General features: G+C 41.0%; 13 protein-coding genes and 1 pseudogene. 8 read left to right on the top strand and 6 right to left on the bottom strand.

The features are described from left to right. Positions 1-12: 12 nt before the first annotated feature. From F7734_RS12655 to F7734_RS12650, 3 genes are all read left to right on the top strand, one after another. Positions 13-1,989 carry a serine/threonine-protein kinase gene (locus F7734_RS12655; RefSeq protein WP_155745032.1) on the top strand — a complete coding sequence of 659 codons (1,977 nt, stop codon included), beginning with the start codon at positions 13-15 and terminating at the stop codon, positions 1,987-1,989. A gap of 18 nt (positions 1,990-2,007) precedes the next feature. Continuing rightward, the gene (locus F7734_RS66090; RefSeq protein ID WP_347566180.1) at positions 2,008-2,127 is read left to right on the top strand and encodes a 4-Cys prefix domain-containing protein; all 120 of its coding nucleotides are present in this window, start codon (positions 2,008-2,010) and stop codon (positions 2,125-2,127) included. Positions 2,128-2,207: 80 nt separating this feature from the next. Beyond that, positions 2,208-2,561 carry a hypothetical protein gene (locus F7734_RS12650; RefSeq protein ID WP_155745030.1) on the top strand — a complete coding sequence of 118 codons (354 nt, stop codon included), beginning with the start codon at positions 2,208-2,210 and terminating at the stop codon, positions 2,559-2,561. 114 nt (positions 2,562-2,675) lie between these two features. On the opposite strand, the gene F7734_RS12645 is transcribed toward F7734_RS12650, so the two are convergent. Both F7734_RS12645 and F7734_RS12640 read right to left on the bottom strand, forming a co-directional pair. Further along, the gene (locus F7734_RS12645; protein WP_155745028.1) at positions 2,676-4,136 is read right to left on the bottom strand and encodes an AAA family ATPase; all 1,461 of its coding nucleotides are present in this window, start codon (positions 4,134-4,136) and stop codon (positions 2,676-2,678) included. Positions 4,137-4,156: 20 nt separating this feature from the next. Beyond that, on the bottom strand, positions 4,157-5,080 hold the full coding sequence (locus tag F7734_RS12640; protein ID WP_166481874.1) for a S1C family serine protease: 924 nt from the start codon (positions 5,078-5,080) through the stop codon (positions 4,157-4,159). Between the two features lie 484 nt (positions 5,081-5,564). On the opposite strand from F7734_RS12640, the gene F7734_RS12635 reads away from it, so the two are divergent. Continuing rightward, entirely contained in the window at positions 5,565-6,401 is an 837-nt protein-coding gene (locus F7734_RS12635; protein WP_155745024.1) for a DNA/RNA non-specific endonuclease, read from the top strand. A 107-nt stretch (positions 6,402-6,508) separates the two neighbouring features. Here the strand turns inward: F7734_RS12635 and F7734_RS12630 are convergent, their stop codons facing one another. Continuing rightward, positions 6,509-6,910, bottom strand: a complete 402-nt coding sequence (locus F7734_RS12630) for a nuclease A inhibitor family protein (protein ID WP_155745022.1) — start codon at positions 6,908-6,910, stop codon at positions 6,509-6,511. Between the two features lie 537 nt (positions 6,911-7,447). Here F7734_RS12630 and F7734_RS12625 point away from each other — a divergent pair. Beyond that, a complete protein-coding gene (locus F7734_RS12625) occupies positions 7,448-9,439 on the top strand; it encodes an amylo-alpha-1,6-glucosidase (protein WP_155745020.1) in 1,992 nt (663 codons plus the stop codon). Positions 9,440-9,572: 133 nt separating this feature from the next. Here F7734_RS12625 and F7734_RS12620 read toward each other — a convergent pair whose 3' ends face one another. Further along, positions 9,573-10,223 carry a PEP-CTERM sorting domain-containing protein gene (locus tag F7734_RS12620; protein ID WP_155745019.1) on the bottom strand — a complete coding sequence of 217 codons (651 nt, stop codon included), beginning with the start codon at positions 10,221-10,223 and terminating at the stop codon, positions 9,573-9,575. A gap of 604 nt (positions 10,224-10,827) precedes the next feature. Next, a complete protein-coding gene (locus tag F7734_RS12615) occupies positions 10,828-11,622 on the bottom strand; it encodes an aspartyl/asparaginyl beta-hydroxylase domain-containing protein (RefSeq protein ID WP_155745017.1) in 795 nt (264 codons plus the stop codon). A gap of 264 nt (positions 11,623-11,886) precedes the next feature. Between F7734_RS12615 and F7734_RS12610 the strand changes: the two genes are divergently transcribed. From F7734_RS12610 to F7734_RS12600, 3 genes are all read left to right on the top strand, one after another. Then, on the top strand, positions 11,887-13,371 hold the full coding sequence (locus F7734_RS12610) for an amidohydrolase family protein (RefSeq protein WP_155745015.1): 1,485 nt from the start codon (positions 11,887-11,889) through the stop codon (positions 13,369-13,371). Between the two features lie 237 nt (positions 13,372-13,608). After that, positions 13,609-13,914, top strand: coding sequence for a hypothetical protein (locus F7734_RS12605; RefSeq protein ID WP_243146848.1), 306 nt, complete (start codon positions 13,609-13,611; stop codon positions 13,912-13,914). Positions 13,915-14,063: 149 nt separating this feature from the next. Beyond that, positions 14,064-17,711 carry an AAA-like domain-containing protein gene (locus F7734_RS12600; protein ID WP_166481873.1) on the top strand — a complete coding sequence of 1,216 codons (3,648 nt, stop codon included), beginning with the start codon at positions 14,064-14,066 and terminating at the stop codon, positions 17,709-17,711. Between the two features lie 61 nt (positions 17,712-17,772). Here the strand turns inward: F7734_RS12600 and nrtS are convergent. Continuing rightward, positions 17,773-17,958: pseudogene (nrtS, locus tag F7734_RS12595) on the bottom strand (nitrate/nitrite transporter NrtS). Positions 17,959-18,282: the final 324 nt, after the last annotated feature.

Raw genomic sequence — 18,282 nt, 5'->3', positions numbered from 1 at the left:
TAGCATGATTGTATGAGCTACTGCATTAACCCTAACTGCTCAAAGCGAGAACAGAATTTGGATGTAGGAGAGTACTGCCAAACTTGCGGTACGAAGCTACTTATTCACGACCGCTATCGTCTGATTAAACCACTTCGACAGCTTACTCCTACTTTTCCCACAGAAATATTTGAAGTTGAAGACACACGAGAAGGAGGGGTCAAAGTTATCAAGATTCTTAAACCAGATGAGGAATCCCTCCAGCTATTAAAGTGGTTTGAGCAAGAAAAAGATATATTAACTAACTTAGAATATTCAGGAATTCCCAAAGTAGAAAAAGATGGTTATTTTAAAGTTTATTTAAGCAATTCTCAAAAGCTGCATTGTTTGGTCATGGAGAAAATTGAAGGGCAAAATTTAGAAGAATGGATACAGCACAATGGAGTTATATCTGAAGAAACAGCAATTGACTGGTTGCAACAAATAACTGTGATATTAGATAAAGTACATCAGCAAGATTTTTTTCATCGTGATATTAAACCCTCAAATATTATGATGAAATTGGCTCAATATCCTTATGATAGACCTAAAAATTCTGACACTGAAGTAACTACTATATCTAATGCAAAAGTAGTATTAATTGATTTTGGAACAGCTAGAAAACTAACACAGACAGTTATTGAAGGAAAAACTATAACAACTGTAATTTCATCCGGATATACAGCACCAGAGCAACTCGTTGGTAGGGCAGTACCACAATCTGATTTTTATGCTTTAGGACGAACTTTTATTCATTTACTCACAGGGATTCATCCAAATAAATTACCTATTAATAATAGCAATCATCAACTTATTTGGCGAGAAAAAGCTTCTCAAATTTCTAAGCCTTTAGCAGATTTGATAGATCGATTAATGATGGAAGCACCTAACCAACGTCCCAAAGATACAAAAGCTATTTTACAAAGTTTAGAGAAAATTAGAAGTACAATTAATCACCCAAAGCTAGCAAATTATAATCAGTGGTTAATTGTTGGGTTAGCCACGAGTAGTATCATTCTTTGTGTGCCATTTTTGAGCCAATATATATCAATGAGAAATCAGAAAATATTATGCTTTAAAGATGTCACAGTTCCTCAAGAAATTTTTACTGTTGGTGGTAGTACAACTTGGGCATCTCTTCGCAATCTCGTGCATCCAGCTATCAATCAAACATTCTCAAAATTTCAATTACAATACAGGAAGCCTGGAGCCGATCAAGGACCACCTGGTTCTACAACAGGTATTCAAATGTTATTAAACGGACGGCTCAATATAGTAGAGTCTTCCAGAGCTTTTCTGAAAACAGAAAATAAACAGGCTGAAGAGTTTTCTCTTGCACAAGAACGCGTAGCTATTGATGGTGTTGCAGTGGCTGTTCATCACAGTTTAAACATTCCCGGTTTGACTTTAGGGCAATTAAAGGATATATATGGAGGTAAAATTAGCAACTGGAACGAAGTGGGAGGTCATAACCTTGCCATTAAGCGCTTTGCTCATCATAGTAAAGAATGGTTTCAGGATGATGTTTTGGGAAAAGAGCAAAAATTTAGTAATGATACTATTTTTTTTGAAGAAACTACACAAGGATTGCGTCAACTAGCACAAACGCCTGGAGGTATTTATTATGCCTCAGCATCACTTGTTGTCAATCAATGTAGGATTCGCCCTTTACCTATAGGTCGAACTCCTGGGAAGTTTATAGCTCCCTATAAGAAGCCTCTTATTCCTCTAGGTTCTTGTTCGGAAAAGAATAAGAACCAAGTCAATTTAGAAGTTTTTAAAAATCAAGAATATCCTTTGACACGAGATTTATTTGTTATTTATAAGAATTATCCGAATGAAGACAATATTCAAGAAAAAGCAGGTAAAGCGTATATTCAATTGCTACTGACAGACCAAGGACAAAAACTTATAGAGAAAGCTCAATTTCTGCCTATTAAAACCAGCGATCGCACTTGTGTATCACCTTAAAATTCAAATCAGTATTATATGAGCTACTGTATTAATCCCACCTGCTTGAAGTCTCAAAGACAGAATTTAGATACAGAGGAGTTCTGCCAAGGTTGCGGTATAAAATTATTAATTCATGACCCAATACTACTCGGTTAAGGATTTTTCATAATAATTTTGCGGGTGTAGAGACGCGATTAATCGCGTCTCTACGAGGTTGAAATGTCAATTGATGTTTAATGATGATTTTTATACCTTCAGCCAAGTCCGTCAAGTTTTCAGAGCTATCCGATCCATTTGTAGTTTTAAAGGAAAGCGGATTAACCCTCAACGATCTGACTCTTATTTCTCATAAGACAGAAATTCCAATTCAAGAAGATGGATGGTTAGCATTCATTGTCAATGAAGCAGTTATTTCTGGGCATCCTTTAGCATCAGATACCTCAAAAAAATACTATAGCGCTATACAAAGATCTGCTCAAGAACTTGGTATGTCTCGGAATGGAAACCATATTGTCAATTTAAATGCAGTACCGCTTACTTTCTTCTACGATAATGTAGGCTCATTCCGAGTTCGCACAACTATTAAATAAATTATAGCAATTCCCTCGTTCGTGAGGTACAGGATATTGAATTAACCGCAGATGAACGCGGACAAACGCAGATAAATTTGTACTTCAGCAGAGCGGGAAATGCTATAAGACGTTTCAAAGATTTTCTAAGTCCTCTGCTATCATCAATGAAATTTTAGAATCGTCCATTTCCTTCATACAATTAGCAATTCGATTTGCTTGCTTTTCAATACTTCGTTCAAAAACAGTACGTACAAATCGCCCGTTGCCAAAGTTTTTGTCGCGTTTTGCATAAGCTGTTTCAAAGATTTTTTGAAGAGCTATGCGTGCTGAAATATCCATTGTGTACCCATGGTCGTAACAGAATTTTCCAAAAATCAAAACAAGTTCGCTTGGTGTATAGTCCTCAAAGTAAAACAATCGACTAAAGCGAGATTGCAATCCTGGATTTGATGCAATAAAGTACTCCATCTCCTCTGGATAGCCAGCTACAATGACAGCTAATTCGTTGCGGTGATCTTCCATCCGCTTGAGCAAGGCTTGTACTGCTTCGTGACCGAAATCATTAGACGATCCGCCCTTTGGAACAAGAGCATAAGCTTCATCAATAAAAAGTACACCTTCCAACGCGCTATCGACTGCATCAGCAACACGTAGCGCTGTTTGTCCGATGTAACCCCCAATAATTCCGGCGCGATCCGTTTCCACTACGTGTCCGTGTTGGAGACAACCTAGCTGTTTGTACAGGCGACCGACCAATCGCGCAACAGTTGTCTTCCCCGTACCGGGAGAACCATATAGAACGAGATGCAGTGTCGTGTCTGCTGTCTTTAGCCGTCGCTTTTTTCGTTCTGTCTGGACTTTGAGAAAATTTGCTAATGAGAGAAGTTGCTGTTTGGGACGATCTAGTCCAATTAATGCATTTAAATCTGCAAATACTTTTTCAAGAGTATCACCAACTGGTGGTTCGTGCTTCAAGAAGGATGCTTGAGTAGCAGCATCATTGCGAGAAGTATTGGACTTGTAAGAATTTGTTTCAGCGTTTTCGGCACTCACAATCAAGCTATGTACCTTAATTTTCATTTTGTCATAAATCACAAAGCCAAACTTCCCATCTTTGACTTGAGTGAGTGTATCTGCTGGTAGCTTTTCTTGAAGGGTACTATTGATATAAAATTCTACAGTAGCTTCTTGTCGTCGAATTTCCAGGACATTTACAGTGTTGGGTTTGCGAATTCCAAAACTGCGCTTCCAAGCAACAATATCTTTGAAATTGCCGTCATCATATTTAACTATTCGGTAATACCCAGTATCGGAAATGACGAATTCAAAGAAGTTACGGGTGTCTGAAAGTCCCCAGACAAAACCATATCCGTGATTTAATTCTCCAGCAATTTTTTCAAGAACAACATGAATGTGAAATTCTTTTTTGTCGTAGAAGAAATCTGTAGATTGCCACGTTAGCCACCAACAGTTACCCGATCGCTTATGTTCAAACATATACTGGTTTGCTTCTATACAAAGGTAACATTCCTCACTATCTTTTGTAGCCCATTTATGGCGGTTGTCTTGAAAGTGTTCTTCAAAAATCAACATATTTTTCCCTATTCCTATTATTATTTTTGGCTAATTTCCTCTTTATCGGCTTGGATACCTGCCAACTTAATAAATTCCCTAATTGTATTGCTTGGGATAACAAAGGAAAAACCTTGTACTTCTTGATTGTTGACTGTATCTCCACGAAACGCAACAATACCAATGACTTCACCTTGTTCGTTGACTGCTGGACCACCTGAATTGCCATGAGTGACTGAGGCGCTTGTTTGAATCACAGGTTCGCCATCTCTTGTTGTTTTCATAGCTGAAACAGCACCATCTGTAATTGATGGTACGTGAAAGGAATCATCACTGAGCCTTGTTGTAGAGTCGGCGGCGGCTGGGTATCCAATCACTGTGATGCGATCCAGGAGTTGTACACTTCGCGAGTTTGCCAGTTTCAGAATAGGTACATTTTTGACATCAATCTTAATAATTGCTACATCTTTTCCTATAGCATTGGGAGCACCAGAAACAATCTGTTCAAACGGTAAAGCTTTTCCATTTTGTAAGAGCACTTGTTGAATTGGCGTGTAGGTTAACAGTTGCGAGCGCTTGACCATTGTTTTAAGGGTGTTCAAGTCTACAGATACGTAGTCTTGATAAACTTGTTTAACAAAGTCTTGAAATAACAACTGCATGCATTCTGCTTGATTTTGGCTCAATTGGGTAACATGAGCATTTGTCACGATGTAACCGTTGGAAGTCACAAAATAACCCGATCCATAGCCAATAGAGGTTAAGTTATAAGTTTTTCCGTTACGTGGCAAGTAAGCTTTTCCCTGACAGCCATTGACTATACGAACTACGGCAGATTTAGTAGAATGTGCCAGTAACCGTTTTTGAGTTGGTGGCTTTTGCGGAACTTCAAAGTCGGCTACATTGGCTTTGACTGGAACTGCACATATAAGTCCTAACATTGCTAAAGCCATGCATTGACTCATATTCCCTATGCTCTTGATCGTGTAAGAAGCTCTCAAATTTAGAAGTTGAGGTTGTTTGATTTTCATGTGCTTAAATATTTTTAACTTAACTTCTGTTGCTTAGCTTATATTTTGAAAATACCATTGTGACTACTGACAGAAAGGCTCACTTTTAGGCTCATCGTTGGCTCACCGTTAGGGCAAACCCATTCAATGCCGATCGCCCAACTCACAACTCGCAAAATTTTTCTCCCACCAGTCCAACATAACTTGTCGCTTCTGATACCACACTTAGATGATTATGATACGGCTGTCGAACCTTAGGCAGTTGGCTTATCGCTTTTGCCAAAGCCAAAATGGATGTAGCGCTACGAATCCCTAAGTAACAAGACTGATTTGTATATTTTCACACATTATAGTTTTCGCTAATATGTATTGGGGAAGACTTGTTGTAAAAAGGAAGCATCGGGATACTGTAGCGTGTAAACTCTGATAACTACCATTAATGAAAAGTCGTTTATTGGCTCTGGTAATAGCATCTGTTGCTACACCCATTGTGCTTGGACTTCTAACCAATTGGCTAAGACCAGCGCCCGCCCAGTCTACAAGCGTGCATCTGAAAATGGGCAATCCCAGTGGTGCAGGCTCAAGTTACGCTAACTTATTGCTCGACAAACCTCAGTACGCAACTTCACACAATTGCTTTAGAGGCACTCCTAATTGGGTCAGTTGGCAGTTAAACAGTTCTTGGCTTGGCAGCGCACCACGTCAAGACAATTTCCGTGCTGATACGACATTACCATCAGATTGTTACCGAGTCACCAGTTCGGATTATACAGGAAGTGGATTTGACAGAGGACATATGGCACCCTCTGCTGATAGAACAAATACGAGCGCAAACAATTCTGCCACATTTTTGATGACGAATATCGTCCCGCAAGCTCCTGATAATAATCAAGGACCTTGGGCAGATTTGGAAGATTATGGTAGAGAACTGGTAGGACAGGGGAAAGAATTATATATCGTCTCTGGTAATTATGGCTCCGGCGGTACTGGCTCCAATGGAGGAGCTAGCACAATTGCTGGCGGAAAGGTAACTGTACCAGACAGAGTTTGGAAAGCTATTGTCGTGTTGGATGGACCAGGAAGTCCGAGTGATGTTAGTACTCTGACACGGGTGAGCGCTGTTGATATGCCTAACGACCAGGGAATTAGAAACAATGATTGGCGTTCCTATAGAGTAAGCGTAGATACAATTGAATCCAGAACGGGTTATAATTTGTTCTCTAATGTTTCTGACTCAGTTGAAAACATAATTGAGTCTAGAGTTGATTATCAGTAAAATCAAATATTTCTGAACGAATTGTCGTTGAGAGGCATTGGGCTAGGGGTAATGGTGTATTGAATAACTTTTACGATGCCCAATTCCCGATGCCCAATTCCCAATTTTCAAGTTTCTACAACTTTTGTTGAGAGTCCTTGATAATCTCCTTCTTCTGTTTTCCCAATAATATAAACATCAATGTTTCTTTTACCAATGCGATAAACTTGGATATCCGTGAGGTAAGTTTTTAGGGTATCTATAAGTTTTTTATACTTTTTAACATCCTCTTTTTGTTGGTCGTCATGCCATTCTTGTTCGGCAGCAAGATTTCTGAAAAGATAATCTAGATCGACAATTTCTACTGATGCATCTTGAGGATGACCTGTCAACTCTAAAATTTCTTGAGGAGTGACAGATCCTTGAGAAGCTTGCCAGTAGACTCCTTCAAAAGGAGATTCCGATTCACTTGGCATAAATACACCACTAGCAGCTTCTTGAAGTTTTGCGGCAACTTCAGTACGATTCATTGGCTAAATTCTCCAAGATGTTTGTCTTTTTTTGAGCTTACCAGGTAAGGTGATTTGATCGCCAAAGACGTTCTCTTAATGTAGCTGATAAAGAGATTTTGGTAATTTCAAGGCGCGAAGCCGCCGTTCGACTTCATCATTAGGTTGAAGCTTTGTGCAAAGAATACTTTAAGGAGTCATCAATGGAATTGCTTTTTAAGATTTCGTTCTTAATTCTTGCTTCTCTTAATGCCACATGAAGGAAATTTAAGAGACTACGTAAAAATTACAGCAAATATCAACCTAGTGAAGAAGCGGCATAATTTCCGACCCTTTTTTAGGGTAATATGTACTTAGTTTCAAGTACAGAGGTTAGGATTTCTACCAGCTATTCAGTGGATCTAAGTCTACAGATACGTAGTCTTGATAAAAGATTTGGGTTGCCAACTTGCAAACATATAGCTGCGCCTCTTTATCAACTCTTAATGCTACTCTCAGCACACTATAGGATTTACAACTGATAATCCAAATATCGATTGTCAGAAAGAGTGTTAACTTATGTGTATTGAATTTGGACGAGAAATTTGCGGTAATCTCGACGCAGCAGAGTCACGGGAATGGTTAGTGACTAACGGTATTGGTAGTTACGCTTCTGGAACGGTGGCTGGTGTGTTAACTCGCCGTTATCACGGCTTACTAGTAGCAGCATTGCAACCGCCTCTGGGTCGCACTTTACTGCTGGCAAAACTAGATGAAACTGTGTTGTATGGTACTCGCTCTTATTCTCTTAATATGAATCGTTGGGTAGATGGTGTGACCAGTTCTCACGGTTATCGACACATTGAACGTTTTTCTCTAGAAGGTACAATTCCCGTATGGGATTTTGCTATTGCTGATGCCTTATTAGAAAAACGAATCTGGATGCAGCAGGGAGCTAATACAACCTATGTTCAATACACTCTGCGTCGTGCTACCCAACCGCTGAAATTGACGCTTAAAGCGATGGTCAATTACCGCGATTATCACGGTAACACCCAAAGCAATGGTTGGCAGATGTCTATTGAGCAGGTAGAACAAGGAATTTGTGTTACTGCTTATCCTGGTGCTGTACCACTTTATCTGCTCAGTAACCAAGCTAGTGTATCGCCCGTTCACAATTGGTACTATGGCTTTGACCTAGCAATTGAGCGCTATCGAGGACTGAGCGACAAAGAAGACCACCTCCATGCTGCGACTTTTGAAGTTACACTCAATCCTGGGGAAGCGATCGCATTTGTTGCAAGCACTCACAAGCAACCAGACTTAAATGGTGAAGCAGCACTCAAACACCGTCAGGCTCTTGAGCAAAAGTTAATCGAACTGTGGAAATTTCAACGTCCTTTTAAGGCTCCTGATTCTCCTACCTGGGTCAATCATCTAGTTTTGGCTGCTAACCAGTTTATCGTTGACCGCTCTGTGCCAGAAAACCCTTATGGCAAAACTATTATTGCTGGTTATCACTGGTTTGGTGATTGGGGACGCGATACTATGATTAGCCTACCCGGTTTGACCCTTGCTACTAATCGCTCAGAGATCGCACGCTCCATTCTTCGCACCTTTGCTAGCCATATAGATCGGGGAATGTTGCCCAATCGTTTCCCTGATGCGGGTGAAATACCAGAATACAATACAGTTGATGCAACTCTCTGGTATTTTGAAGCCATTCGAGCTTACTACAACATTACTAAAGACGATGATTTGCTGATAGAACTGTTTCCCGTACTAGCAGACATCATCAACTTGCACTGTCGGGGTACACGTTATAATATTCATCTTGATTCTACTGATGGTTTACTTTATGCAGGGGAAATGGGTGTGCAACTCACGTGGATGGATGCGAAAGTAGGAGATTGGGTAGTCACACCTCGCATTGGTAAACCGATTGAAGTCAATGCTCTTTGGTATAATGCTTTACGGACAATGGCAAAGTTTGCCCGCTATCTGAGTAAACCACACCAAGAATATGAGGCGATCGCTGACCGCGCTCAAGTCAGATTTGCTCGCTTTTGGAATCAGGAGACGGGCTGCTGTTACGATGTGCTAGATAGCCCCGATGGAGACGATCCATCTGTACGCCCTAACCAGATTTTTGCCGTTTCCTTAGCTGAAAGTCCTCTCACACTAGTCCAACAAAAAGGGGTAGTCGATGTTTGTGGACAAGTACTACTAACTTCACACGGGTTGCGATCGCTTTCTTTCGACCATCCCCAATATCAGGGTAAATACGGTGGCAATCAGTATCAACGTGATAGAGCTTATCACCAAGGAAGTGTTTGGGGTTGGTTGTTGGGACCGTTTGTCCTCGCACACTTGCGCGTCTACAAAAATCCAACTCAGGCGCGTCAATTTCTTCAACCAATGGCTAATCATCTCACCGCACATGGTCTTGGTAGTCTCAGCGAAATTTTTGATGGTGATGCTCCGATGACTCCACGGGGATGTATCGCCCAAGCGTGGACAGTGGCAGAGGTTTTGCGTGCTTGGTTGGCGACAGAGGGGAAAACACTGTAAAACAAAGCACTAGATAGAAGGCAGGGGAAGTTGATTCCAATTTCCCCCTTTTTAAGGGGGATCGAAATCTCAAGAATTCACTTTAAAAGACTTGTATGTACACCGTAGCCTTTTTCAGGGGGGTTGGAGTGGCTCACGAAGCAGAGCGAAGGCAACGTCGGCGGAACATAAAACCAGCTCCAATTAAGCCAATACCAACTAGCGTCCCTACTCCGGTTTCCGGTTCTGGAACAACCTTAATAGTGCCAGTTACTAAAGCCTGTCCTCTTATGGGATCGTTTGGATCTGGACTGATTGTATCGTTCTCAAAAAAGTCTAGTGTGCCAGTAGCACCTTTGAATATACCCTCACCGCCAGTGATAATCAAAGAACCAGAGCCAGACCCTCTGAGGTTTACAAAGTCAATTAAAGCGGTGGCAGTAGCGGTTCCAGACACCTTGTTAGCACCGCTACCACTGAATTCAATAAAGCCTTCTGGAAAGCCCTCTAAGCCGATTGCTGTTGGATCGGTGTTAAAGGTGAACAAGCCAGTAGAGAAGTCAGTTAGGGTGTAAACTAAACCGTTATATTCGGTGAGTCCATATGGTGCATCAGTACTTACAGCCCGTTCAATTGCCCGTGAAAAGTTCTCGTTAATTGGCTCAACAGCAATTGTTACGTCGTAGTTACCACTAAATGGGAAGAGAGTCTGTGCGATCGCCTTCTCGTTCCCCGATCCAAAACTTAGTAAAGTCAAAGCTGCTGGAACAAGCCATGCAGCGTAAGAGCGAAGTACTGTTAGCATTGTTTAATCTTACCTAAGACGATAGTAACAACTGTAGAAATAATCAGTCAGTAATACGAATTACTCCCTTTTACTCTGGAGGACTCCAGTTCACACACTCTTCACTTCATCTTTAAGTGATTTTTATGTAAAAAATATTACTTTTTGACTTGCCGAAAACAGTATATAGCACATTAAATTGCGGCGGCAATGAAAAAATTTTCGTTCTGCTTGATGTATCTTTAGAGACTATTTAATCTCTTAAGTGTTAGTGTTGGTACATCTTGCTGAATTTTACGTGGGGTCACATTCATGGTTCTGGGGGGTTGGTCATTTGTTGAGTTCTCAACTATGTTTTATGGTGTTTTTCTTTACCTTAAAATTTGATGATATGTCAATAGCTCGATTATAATCTTTCACATACCAAAAATATTTGCCTTTGCTATCCTCCCACTTGGACTTTGGCATGAAGTGCAATTGCTTAACTAAGCTGGGATGCTCCAACAACAATTAGTACTTTCATAATTTATAGATCTCTTCACGGCTCAAATGCTTTAGGGACATACTCCCCAAAGCGAGACAGCCGCATAGCAAAGCCATTTATAACCCATGTTTTCACTCAGGATTATAAGGCTTTATCCCACTCTAGCTGATGTGCTAAACCATACTTGATAAAATCTTCTTCTTTGGCTTTATCGCTTTTACCAAATACACCTAAGCTATAAGGATTATCTTGCATACGTTGTGTGACGAGTTCTTTTTCAAATCGCATCGCTTCTTCTCTAGACTGCTCCGGTTTAAAAAAGTCTATAACTAAGACTGTTCTATCATAATTGGTGTAATTATGTGGACAGTGTGGATAGCTGTGGTCTAAAACCATAACTTTTCCTTCATACCAGTAAAGTTGCTCGTGGCATATTTTCATCGCCACATCCCCTTCTGGTACGATCAATCCTAAATAACCGCGATTCATATGGGGGTTATAGTTGACGTGCAATTTGATATCTAAACCGGGATGGAATGTACCAAAATATACATTTCTGATGATGTCGTCATTGCTGAAGTTTACTTTTTCTATGATATTAGCTAGGTTTGGGAAGTATTTCTCTCTTAATGCAAGTGCTTTTTCTGATGCCTCTTGGGAATTATAATCGGGGTATTGTATTTGATGGAATTGAATGTATTTGTCAATAAAGATACCTTGAAATAAGATACCAAATGCGCTGTATTTTGAATTTCCTTTAGTTTTAATTGTTTTACTTTTTGGCCCTAGGACATCGTAAGTGAATTTTAACTCCTCATCAGATGCATCCTTATTAAAGCGTGTAAATTCATCTCGGATCGCTTGCCAATTATCTTGAAAGCTGTTGAGAAAAGGAAATTGCTTTGGATCTAGATGATATTCATTAAAATTTTCCATTGTGGTTTCTCCTGAAAATAATTGTATTAAAAAACGTTACATGATGGTGGAAGGTTGCGTCCCCGAACGATGCTAAAATTCCTACGTAAACTAGGGTATTACTCCTGTCTCGCCTGAAGATTACCTAATTTTATTGAACCGCAAAGGCGCAAAGGACACGAAGGAAGAAAAGAAGAAGGTCGGTAATCTTGTTGTGGGAAGGGAGTGTATCATTTTTTGAGCATTAAAATTTTGGGTTCTTTACTCATTTTAGTGAGGTCTACTATGTCTGAGGTTCCCGTGTTAGATCTAATTATCAAAAATGTGCGGGTTGTGCGTCCCTATCAGGATGCTGTTGAACTACTTGATTTGGGAATTAAGGATGGGAAATTTGCCCAGATTGCTTCTCATATTAGCCCAGATGCGAGCAAAGAGGTATTTGATGCCCAAAATTTGCTGGGTTTTCCTGGGGTTGTGGATGCTCATATGCACGTGGGGATATATCAACCTCTTGACCAAGATGCTGTGACTGAAACCAAAGCAGCTGCAATGGGGGGAGTGACCACCAGCCTGAATTACATTCGTACAGGTCAGTATTATCTTAATAGGGGTGGTTCTTATAAAGATTTTTTTCCAGAAGTGTTGGCGCTTTCACAGGGGAATTTTTTTGTTGACTACGGCTATCATATCGCCCCAATTAGCGCTCAACATATTGATGAGATGCAGATGCTGTTTGAGGAGTATGGGATTGGCTCGTTCAAAATCTTTATGTTCTATGGGGGCTATGGTTTGCACGGTCTTTCTGACCAACAAAATCTTTTCCTCATGATTAACAAAGAGGAAAGGTACGATTTAGCTCACTTTGAATTTATCATGCGCGGTCTGAGCAAGCTGAGGGAAAGTTATCCAGATGCAAGCGATCGCATTAGCCTGAGTCTCCATTGTGAAGTCGCTGATATCCTGAATGCTTACACTAAAATTGTCCAACAGGACACCACGCTGACAGGTTTAAAAGCATATAGTGCTGCTCGTCCGCCCCATTCTGAAGGGTTAGCTATCTGCATTGCTTCCTACTTGGCGCACGAAACTAATTGTCTGAATATAAATCTATTACACCTCAGTTCTCGCAAAGCAGTGGAAGCTGCTTTGATGATGCAAACAGTCTTTCCTCACATTAATTTCCGACGGGAAGTCACTATTGGACATCTTTTGTTAGATATAGATACACCGACAGGCAAATGGGCTAAGGTCAACCCTCCGATCCGTTCCCGTGCAGATGTAGAATACTTGTGGCAGGCTGTACTGAATCACCAAATTGATTGGATTGTCAGCGATCACGCTTGTTGTTCAGCCGAGCAAAAAGTTAACCTGAAAGACCCAAATAACATTTGGCTTGCTAAATCCGGATTTGGTGGTACGGAGTACCTCCTTTCTGGTGTTTTTAGTGAAGGTAGCAAGCGCGGTATGTCTTACAATCACATGGCAGAGTTATTAAGCTCAAATCCAGCCCAAAGGTTTGGGTTGCGTTCAAAAGGTGATATTGCAGTTGGTTATGATGCGGATCTAGCACTGCTAGACCCTAATGAGACTTTTGTGGTGCGTGCGATCGAGTCGGAATCACAGCAAGGCTATACCCCCTTTGAAGGATTGGAGTTAACAGGACGGGTCAAAACAACCTTCTTACGCGGAAACAAAATTTGCGATCGCGGACAGGTAATTGGTGTGCCCAGAGGACGTTTTTGTAGTGGTTCTCAGAATGAACGCAAATGACTACTTAGATGAATTGAGATGACTTCAGGATCGTCTTGCAACTGTTGAAGCAGCGATCGCATTCTACCGCGCTGCCGCACCTTATCTACCCCTCATCCTGTTAGCATTGTCATTCATCTTTGCCTCTCACCCAAGACCCACGTAGCTTGGGTAGATAGAGGTACTGTCAAACAAATCAAAAAAGGCAATATTCAAATCATCTCCAGCAGTATTCAGCAACTCTCAAAAACAGGCGTAATGTTTGCCAATGGTGTATCACAAGATTATAATGCAATTATTTTAGGTACTGGCTTTCGTCCTGGTATCAATAAAATATTGAGACAGCCTGAATTGTATCTTAATGTAAACGATAGATTACTACCAAAAACAGATGGTAAATGTCAATCTATTGTCGAGCCAACACTGTATTTTGTAGGCTTTGAGAAAATTGTTGGTCGTTCTGCAACTTATGGCTATTACGGCTGGTGTACAGGCAAAAGAATTACCTTTCAATTGCTGGAGAGAAAATTGTTATCGTACCAACAATTTAACGTTTCACTCTAGTTAAGAATGATGCAGTACAAGTTAAGTTAGCTTCTGTTTTGAAATACTTAACTTTTCTACATAGACAGTGAAAGCGATAACCTATATAAATACTTGTAGTCAACTTTGCGATGCAATGCATCAATTCGGAATTGTAAGGTAGGATACCCGTGCAAAAACTGATTTCATCCTATGAGTATCAAGTAGGGGGCCGTCTTCCCGCTCATGCACCCAGTTACGTAGTACGGCAGGCAGATGAAGAACTTTACAAGGCTTTAAAGGCAGGAGAGTTTTGTTACGTTCTTAACTCTCGTCAAATGGGGAAATCTAGTTTGCGGGTACAAATGGCTAAACGGCTGCAAGAGGATGGTATTGTTTGCACAACGGTGGATTTGTCTGGAATTGGTAACAGCAACATCACAGCCAGCCAGTGGTATGCAGATATTATTATGCGGTTGGTGAGGAGTTTCCGGCTTTCCGATAAGATTAATGTACGAAATTGGTTGGCAGAAAGACAAGATTTCTCTCCCGTAGGACGCTTGGGTGAGTTGCTGCAATCGGTGCTGACAGAGTTCATTGAGCAACCAATAGTGATTTTTTTTGATGAAATTGATAGCACGTTGAGCTTACCATTTAATACGGATGACTTTTTTGCCCTCATACGCTCCTGTCACGAACACAAACGCCTCAGTTTTGCTCTTTTGGGAGTAGCAACGCCTTCAGATTTGATTGCTGACAAAAGCCGAACACCTTTTAACATTGGACGCGCAATTGAATTAAATGGGTTTAATTTGCACGAAGTTCAACCGTTGGAGCTAGGTTTGGCGGCTAAAATTGAGAATCCCCAAGCAGTGCTGACAGAGATACTTGCTTGGACTGGCGGTCAACCGTTCTTGACGCAAAAATTATGCCAGCTAGTTGCATCAGAATATAAAGGCGTTCTGTGTAATGTCTCTACAAAAACAGAGGAACAAGTAATGCTCAATTCCGAAGCATCTCCGTTCCTAGCAAAACTGATGCAGGAAATATTGACGCAACCAGAAGATGTGGCTGAACAAGTGTCTGCTATCGTGCGATCGCATATAATAGACAATTGGGCTTCCCAAGATGAACCACCTCATTTAAGAACAATACGCGATCGCTTGCTTTGCAACGAACAACGAGCGAGCAGATTGTTGGGACTCTACCTGCAAATCTTACAAAACGGAAGCGTTCCTGCCGATGATTCGCCTGAAAAAATCGAGTTGTTACTGTCGGGGTTAGTTGTTAAAAAACAAGGTAATTTACAAGTTTACAATCGTATCTATCAAGAAGTTTTTAATCTAGAGTGGGTAGAAAAGCAATTAAAGAAATTGCGACCTTATGCAGATTTAATTAATGCTTGGGTGACATCAGATTATCAGGATGAAACCAATCTCTTGCGGGGACAAGCGCTTTTAGATGCTCAAATTTGGGCAAAGGGCAAAAGTTTGAGCAATCTGGATTATCGGTTTTTAGCTGCAAGCGAAGAACTGGAAAAACGAGAGGTAAAGACTGCGCTCATTGCCTCAGAACAAGCTAATCAAATCCTTATCAATGCCGAACAACAAGCTAAAAATACAATTCGCCGTGGACTGCTTGGGCTTTCAGTAGTTTCTTTGGTAGCTGTTAGCCTATTAGGATTATCAGGGTTGCTGGCTTGGCAAACCAACGAACAAAAAAAACAAGTTGTCTTGGGCGAAATTAAAGCCTTAACTATTTCCTCAGAAGCAGCTTTTGATTCACAGCAACCTTTTGATGCTTTACTTTCCGGGTTAAAAGCTGGCGTGAAGTTAAAGCAGATAGGGTGGGACAATGGCAGTATGCTGCTTCAGACACAGGTAGAAAAAAGCATTCGCCAGTCTCTTTATTGGGTGAGAGAACGCGATCGCTTAATCGGTCATGGGGATGTAGTTACCCGAGTTAAGTTTAGTCCTAACGGGCAAAAACTAGCAAGTGCTAGTTGGGACAAAACAATTAAAATATGGCAGCGTGATGGTAAATTACTCCACACCCTGCGGGGTCATCAAGACGGTGTATGGAGTGTCAATTTTAACAAAAATGGTAAGTTGTTAGTCAGTGGTGGTCGAGATAAAACTGCCAGAATCTGGAGTGTTGCAGACGGTAAAGAATTGCTGACTCTACCTAACAAAGATTGGATTGCCTGTGTTGGATTTAGCCCTGACGGCCAGATGATTGCCTCAATGGAGTGGAACGGCACAATCCGCCTGTGGAACTTGCAGGGACAGCAGTTGACATCCTTTCGGACTCATAATGCCCCGGTTGTTGCCATTCATTTCAACCCTAAGGGAGGAACGATCGCTACCGCCAGTCGCGATGGTACAGCTAAAGTGTGGAGTCTGGATGGTAAAGAAATTGTTACACTGCGAGGACATCAGGATTGGGTGATGTACGTCAATTTCAGTTCTGATGGTAAACACCTCATGACCTCCAGCCGGGATAAAACTGCGAAACTCTGGAATTTAGAAGGAGAAGAACTGGCAACAATGCACGGTCATGAGAATCTTGTCGGTAGTGCAGTTTTCAGTCGCGACGGTCAAACCATTGCGACTGCAAGTTCCGATACAACTGTAAGAATTTGGAATCGCAGAGGCGAACAGTTACAAGTTTTACACGGGCATCAAGACGCAGTTTGGGGAGTACACTTTAGCAAAGATGGCAAAACCCTAGCAAGCAGTGGTGAGGATGGAACTGTCAGACTGTGGAATCTAGAAGGAGCAAGTATCGGGTTACAAACAAATCCCCAATCCAAAATCCTCAATCCAAAATCGAATATAAAAACAGTCGCCGCTTGGAATGAAAATCTTGGAGAAGCAGCGTCTGTAAGTATCAGTTTTAGCCCTAAAGGTCAATTTCTTGGTACAATAGGAAGACTGAACACCGCAACGTTGTGGAACCTTGAAGGTATGGAGACTTCACGGACAACCTCCCTACAAGGTCATACCGATACACTGAGAAGCTTGCAGTTTAGACCTGATGGGAAAATGGTTGTTACCGCCAGCCGAGATAAAACAGTCAAGTTGTGGAATTTGGATGGTAAAGAATTGGTGACACTGCAAGGACATCAAGGTGATGTAAGAAGCGCTGTATTTAGTCCTGACGGTCAAAAAATTGCTAGTGCTAGTTGGGATAATACAGTCAAACTGTGGGATTTGGCAGGTAGAGAATTATTAACCTTGCAAGGACATCAAGCGGGTGTTAGGAGCGTGAATTTTAGTCCCGATGGTCAGTTTATTGTCACAGGTAGCCAAGATGGAGCTGCTAAAATTTGGAACAGACAAGGCAAAGAACTTATGACCTTGCGGGGACATGAGGATGGGATTTTAGCGATCGCTATAAGTCCAGACCGTCAAACTATTGCCACTGTGAGTAAAGATAGAACTGTTAAACTTTGGAATTTGCAAGGTCAAATGCTAGTGACACTGTATTGTCATGAAGGCGATATCAATAGCATGATTTTTAGTCACGACAGTAAAATTTTTGTCACAGCCAGTGAAGACAAGACAATAAAATTATGGACGAGAGAAGGGAAAATACTGCAAACCCTTGGAGGACATCATGCAGGTGTTAAAAGCGTGAGTTTTAGTCCAGATGGTCGAGTTTTAGCTTCTTCCGACTCTTTGGGAAATGTCATTTTTTGGCATTTGGATTTAAATTCTAATCCAGATAAATTATTAGTACAGGGTTGTGATTGGGTGAGAGATTATCTGAGAAATAGCGCTAATATCAAAGAAGATGAGAGGCAATTGTGCGATGGGATTAGCACGACCTCTCATTAGTTTAGTGGGTAGAGGATTGAAATTGTTCTGAAAAAAGTTTGTGATGACTTTTTTAGGCAAATCAACGTCTTTTAGAACGGCTTACATATTGACCATGAATGTTTACCATATAAGGCACTAGGTAAGTTATACCAGCAGAAATTCAGCGATCGCGATTCATCTGACCTTTAACAAAAGCAGAACCATGATTGATAACAAATAGTATAGAACCAACCACAACAGACACTTTTAATACTGTCGGTATCATGCCTTGGTCAAAAAGACATAAGCAAAATTCCTTGCAATTTCTTACCTGCTTCATCTGTTGATTTGCTTTCATAGCTGAGAGACAACTACGAAAACTATAATACTTGACTATACATCAAATAATTAAGGAACCGCAGCCTGTAGCGGATGCATGCAGATAAATCTGTACTTCATTCAAGTGAGCTTGGCGTAAGAAAAAGTCTGAAAACCAAGCATAGAGGTAAACATTAAGAGAATTTTAGAATTTGTCTGTGCTATTTTGTAGCAGAACTGACGTCATTCAAGCGAGAACCGCCATATTTGGTTGGAGCATCTAATCCGATTG

The organism is Scytonema sp. UIC 10036 (assembly GCF_009725235.1).
The sequence above is the reverse complement of the archived record's forward strand: the minus strand, read 5'-3'. Positions and strand labels throughout refer to the sequence as shown.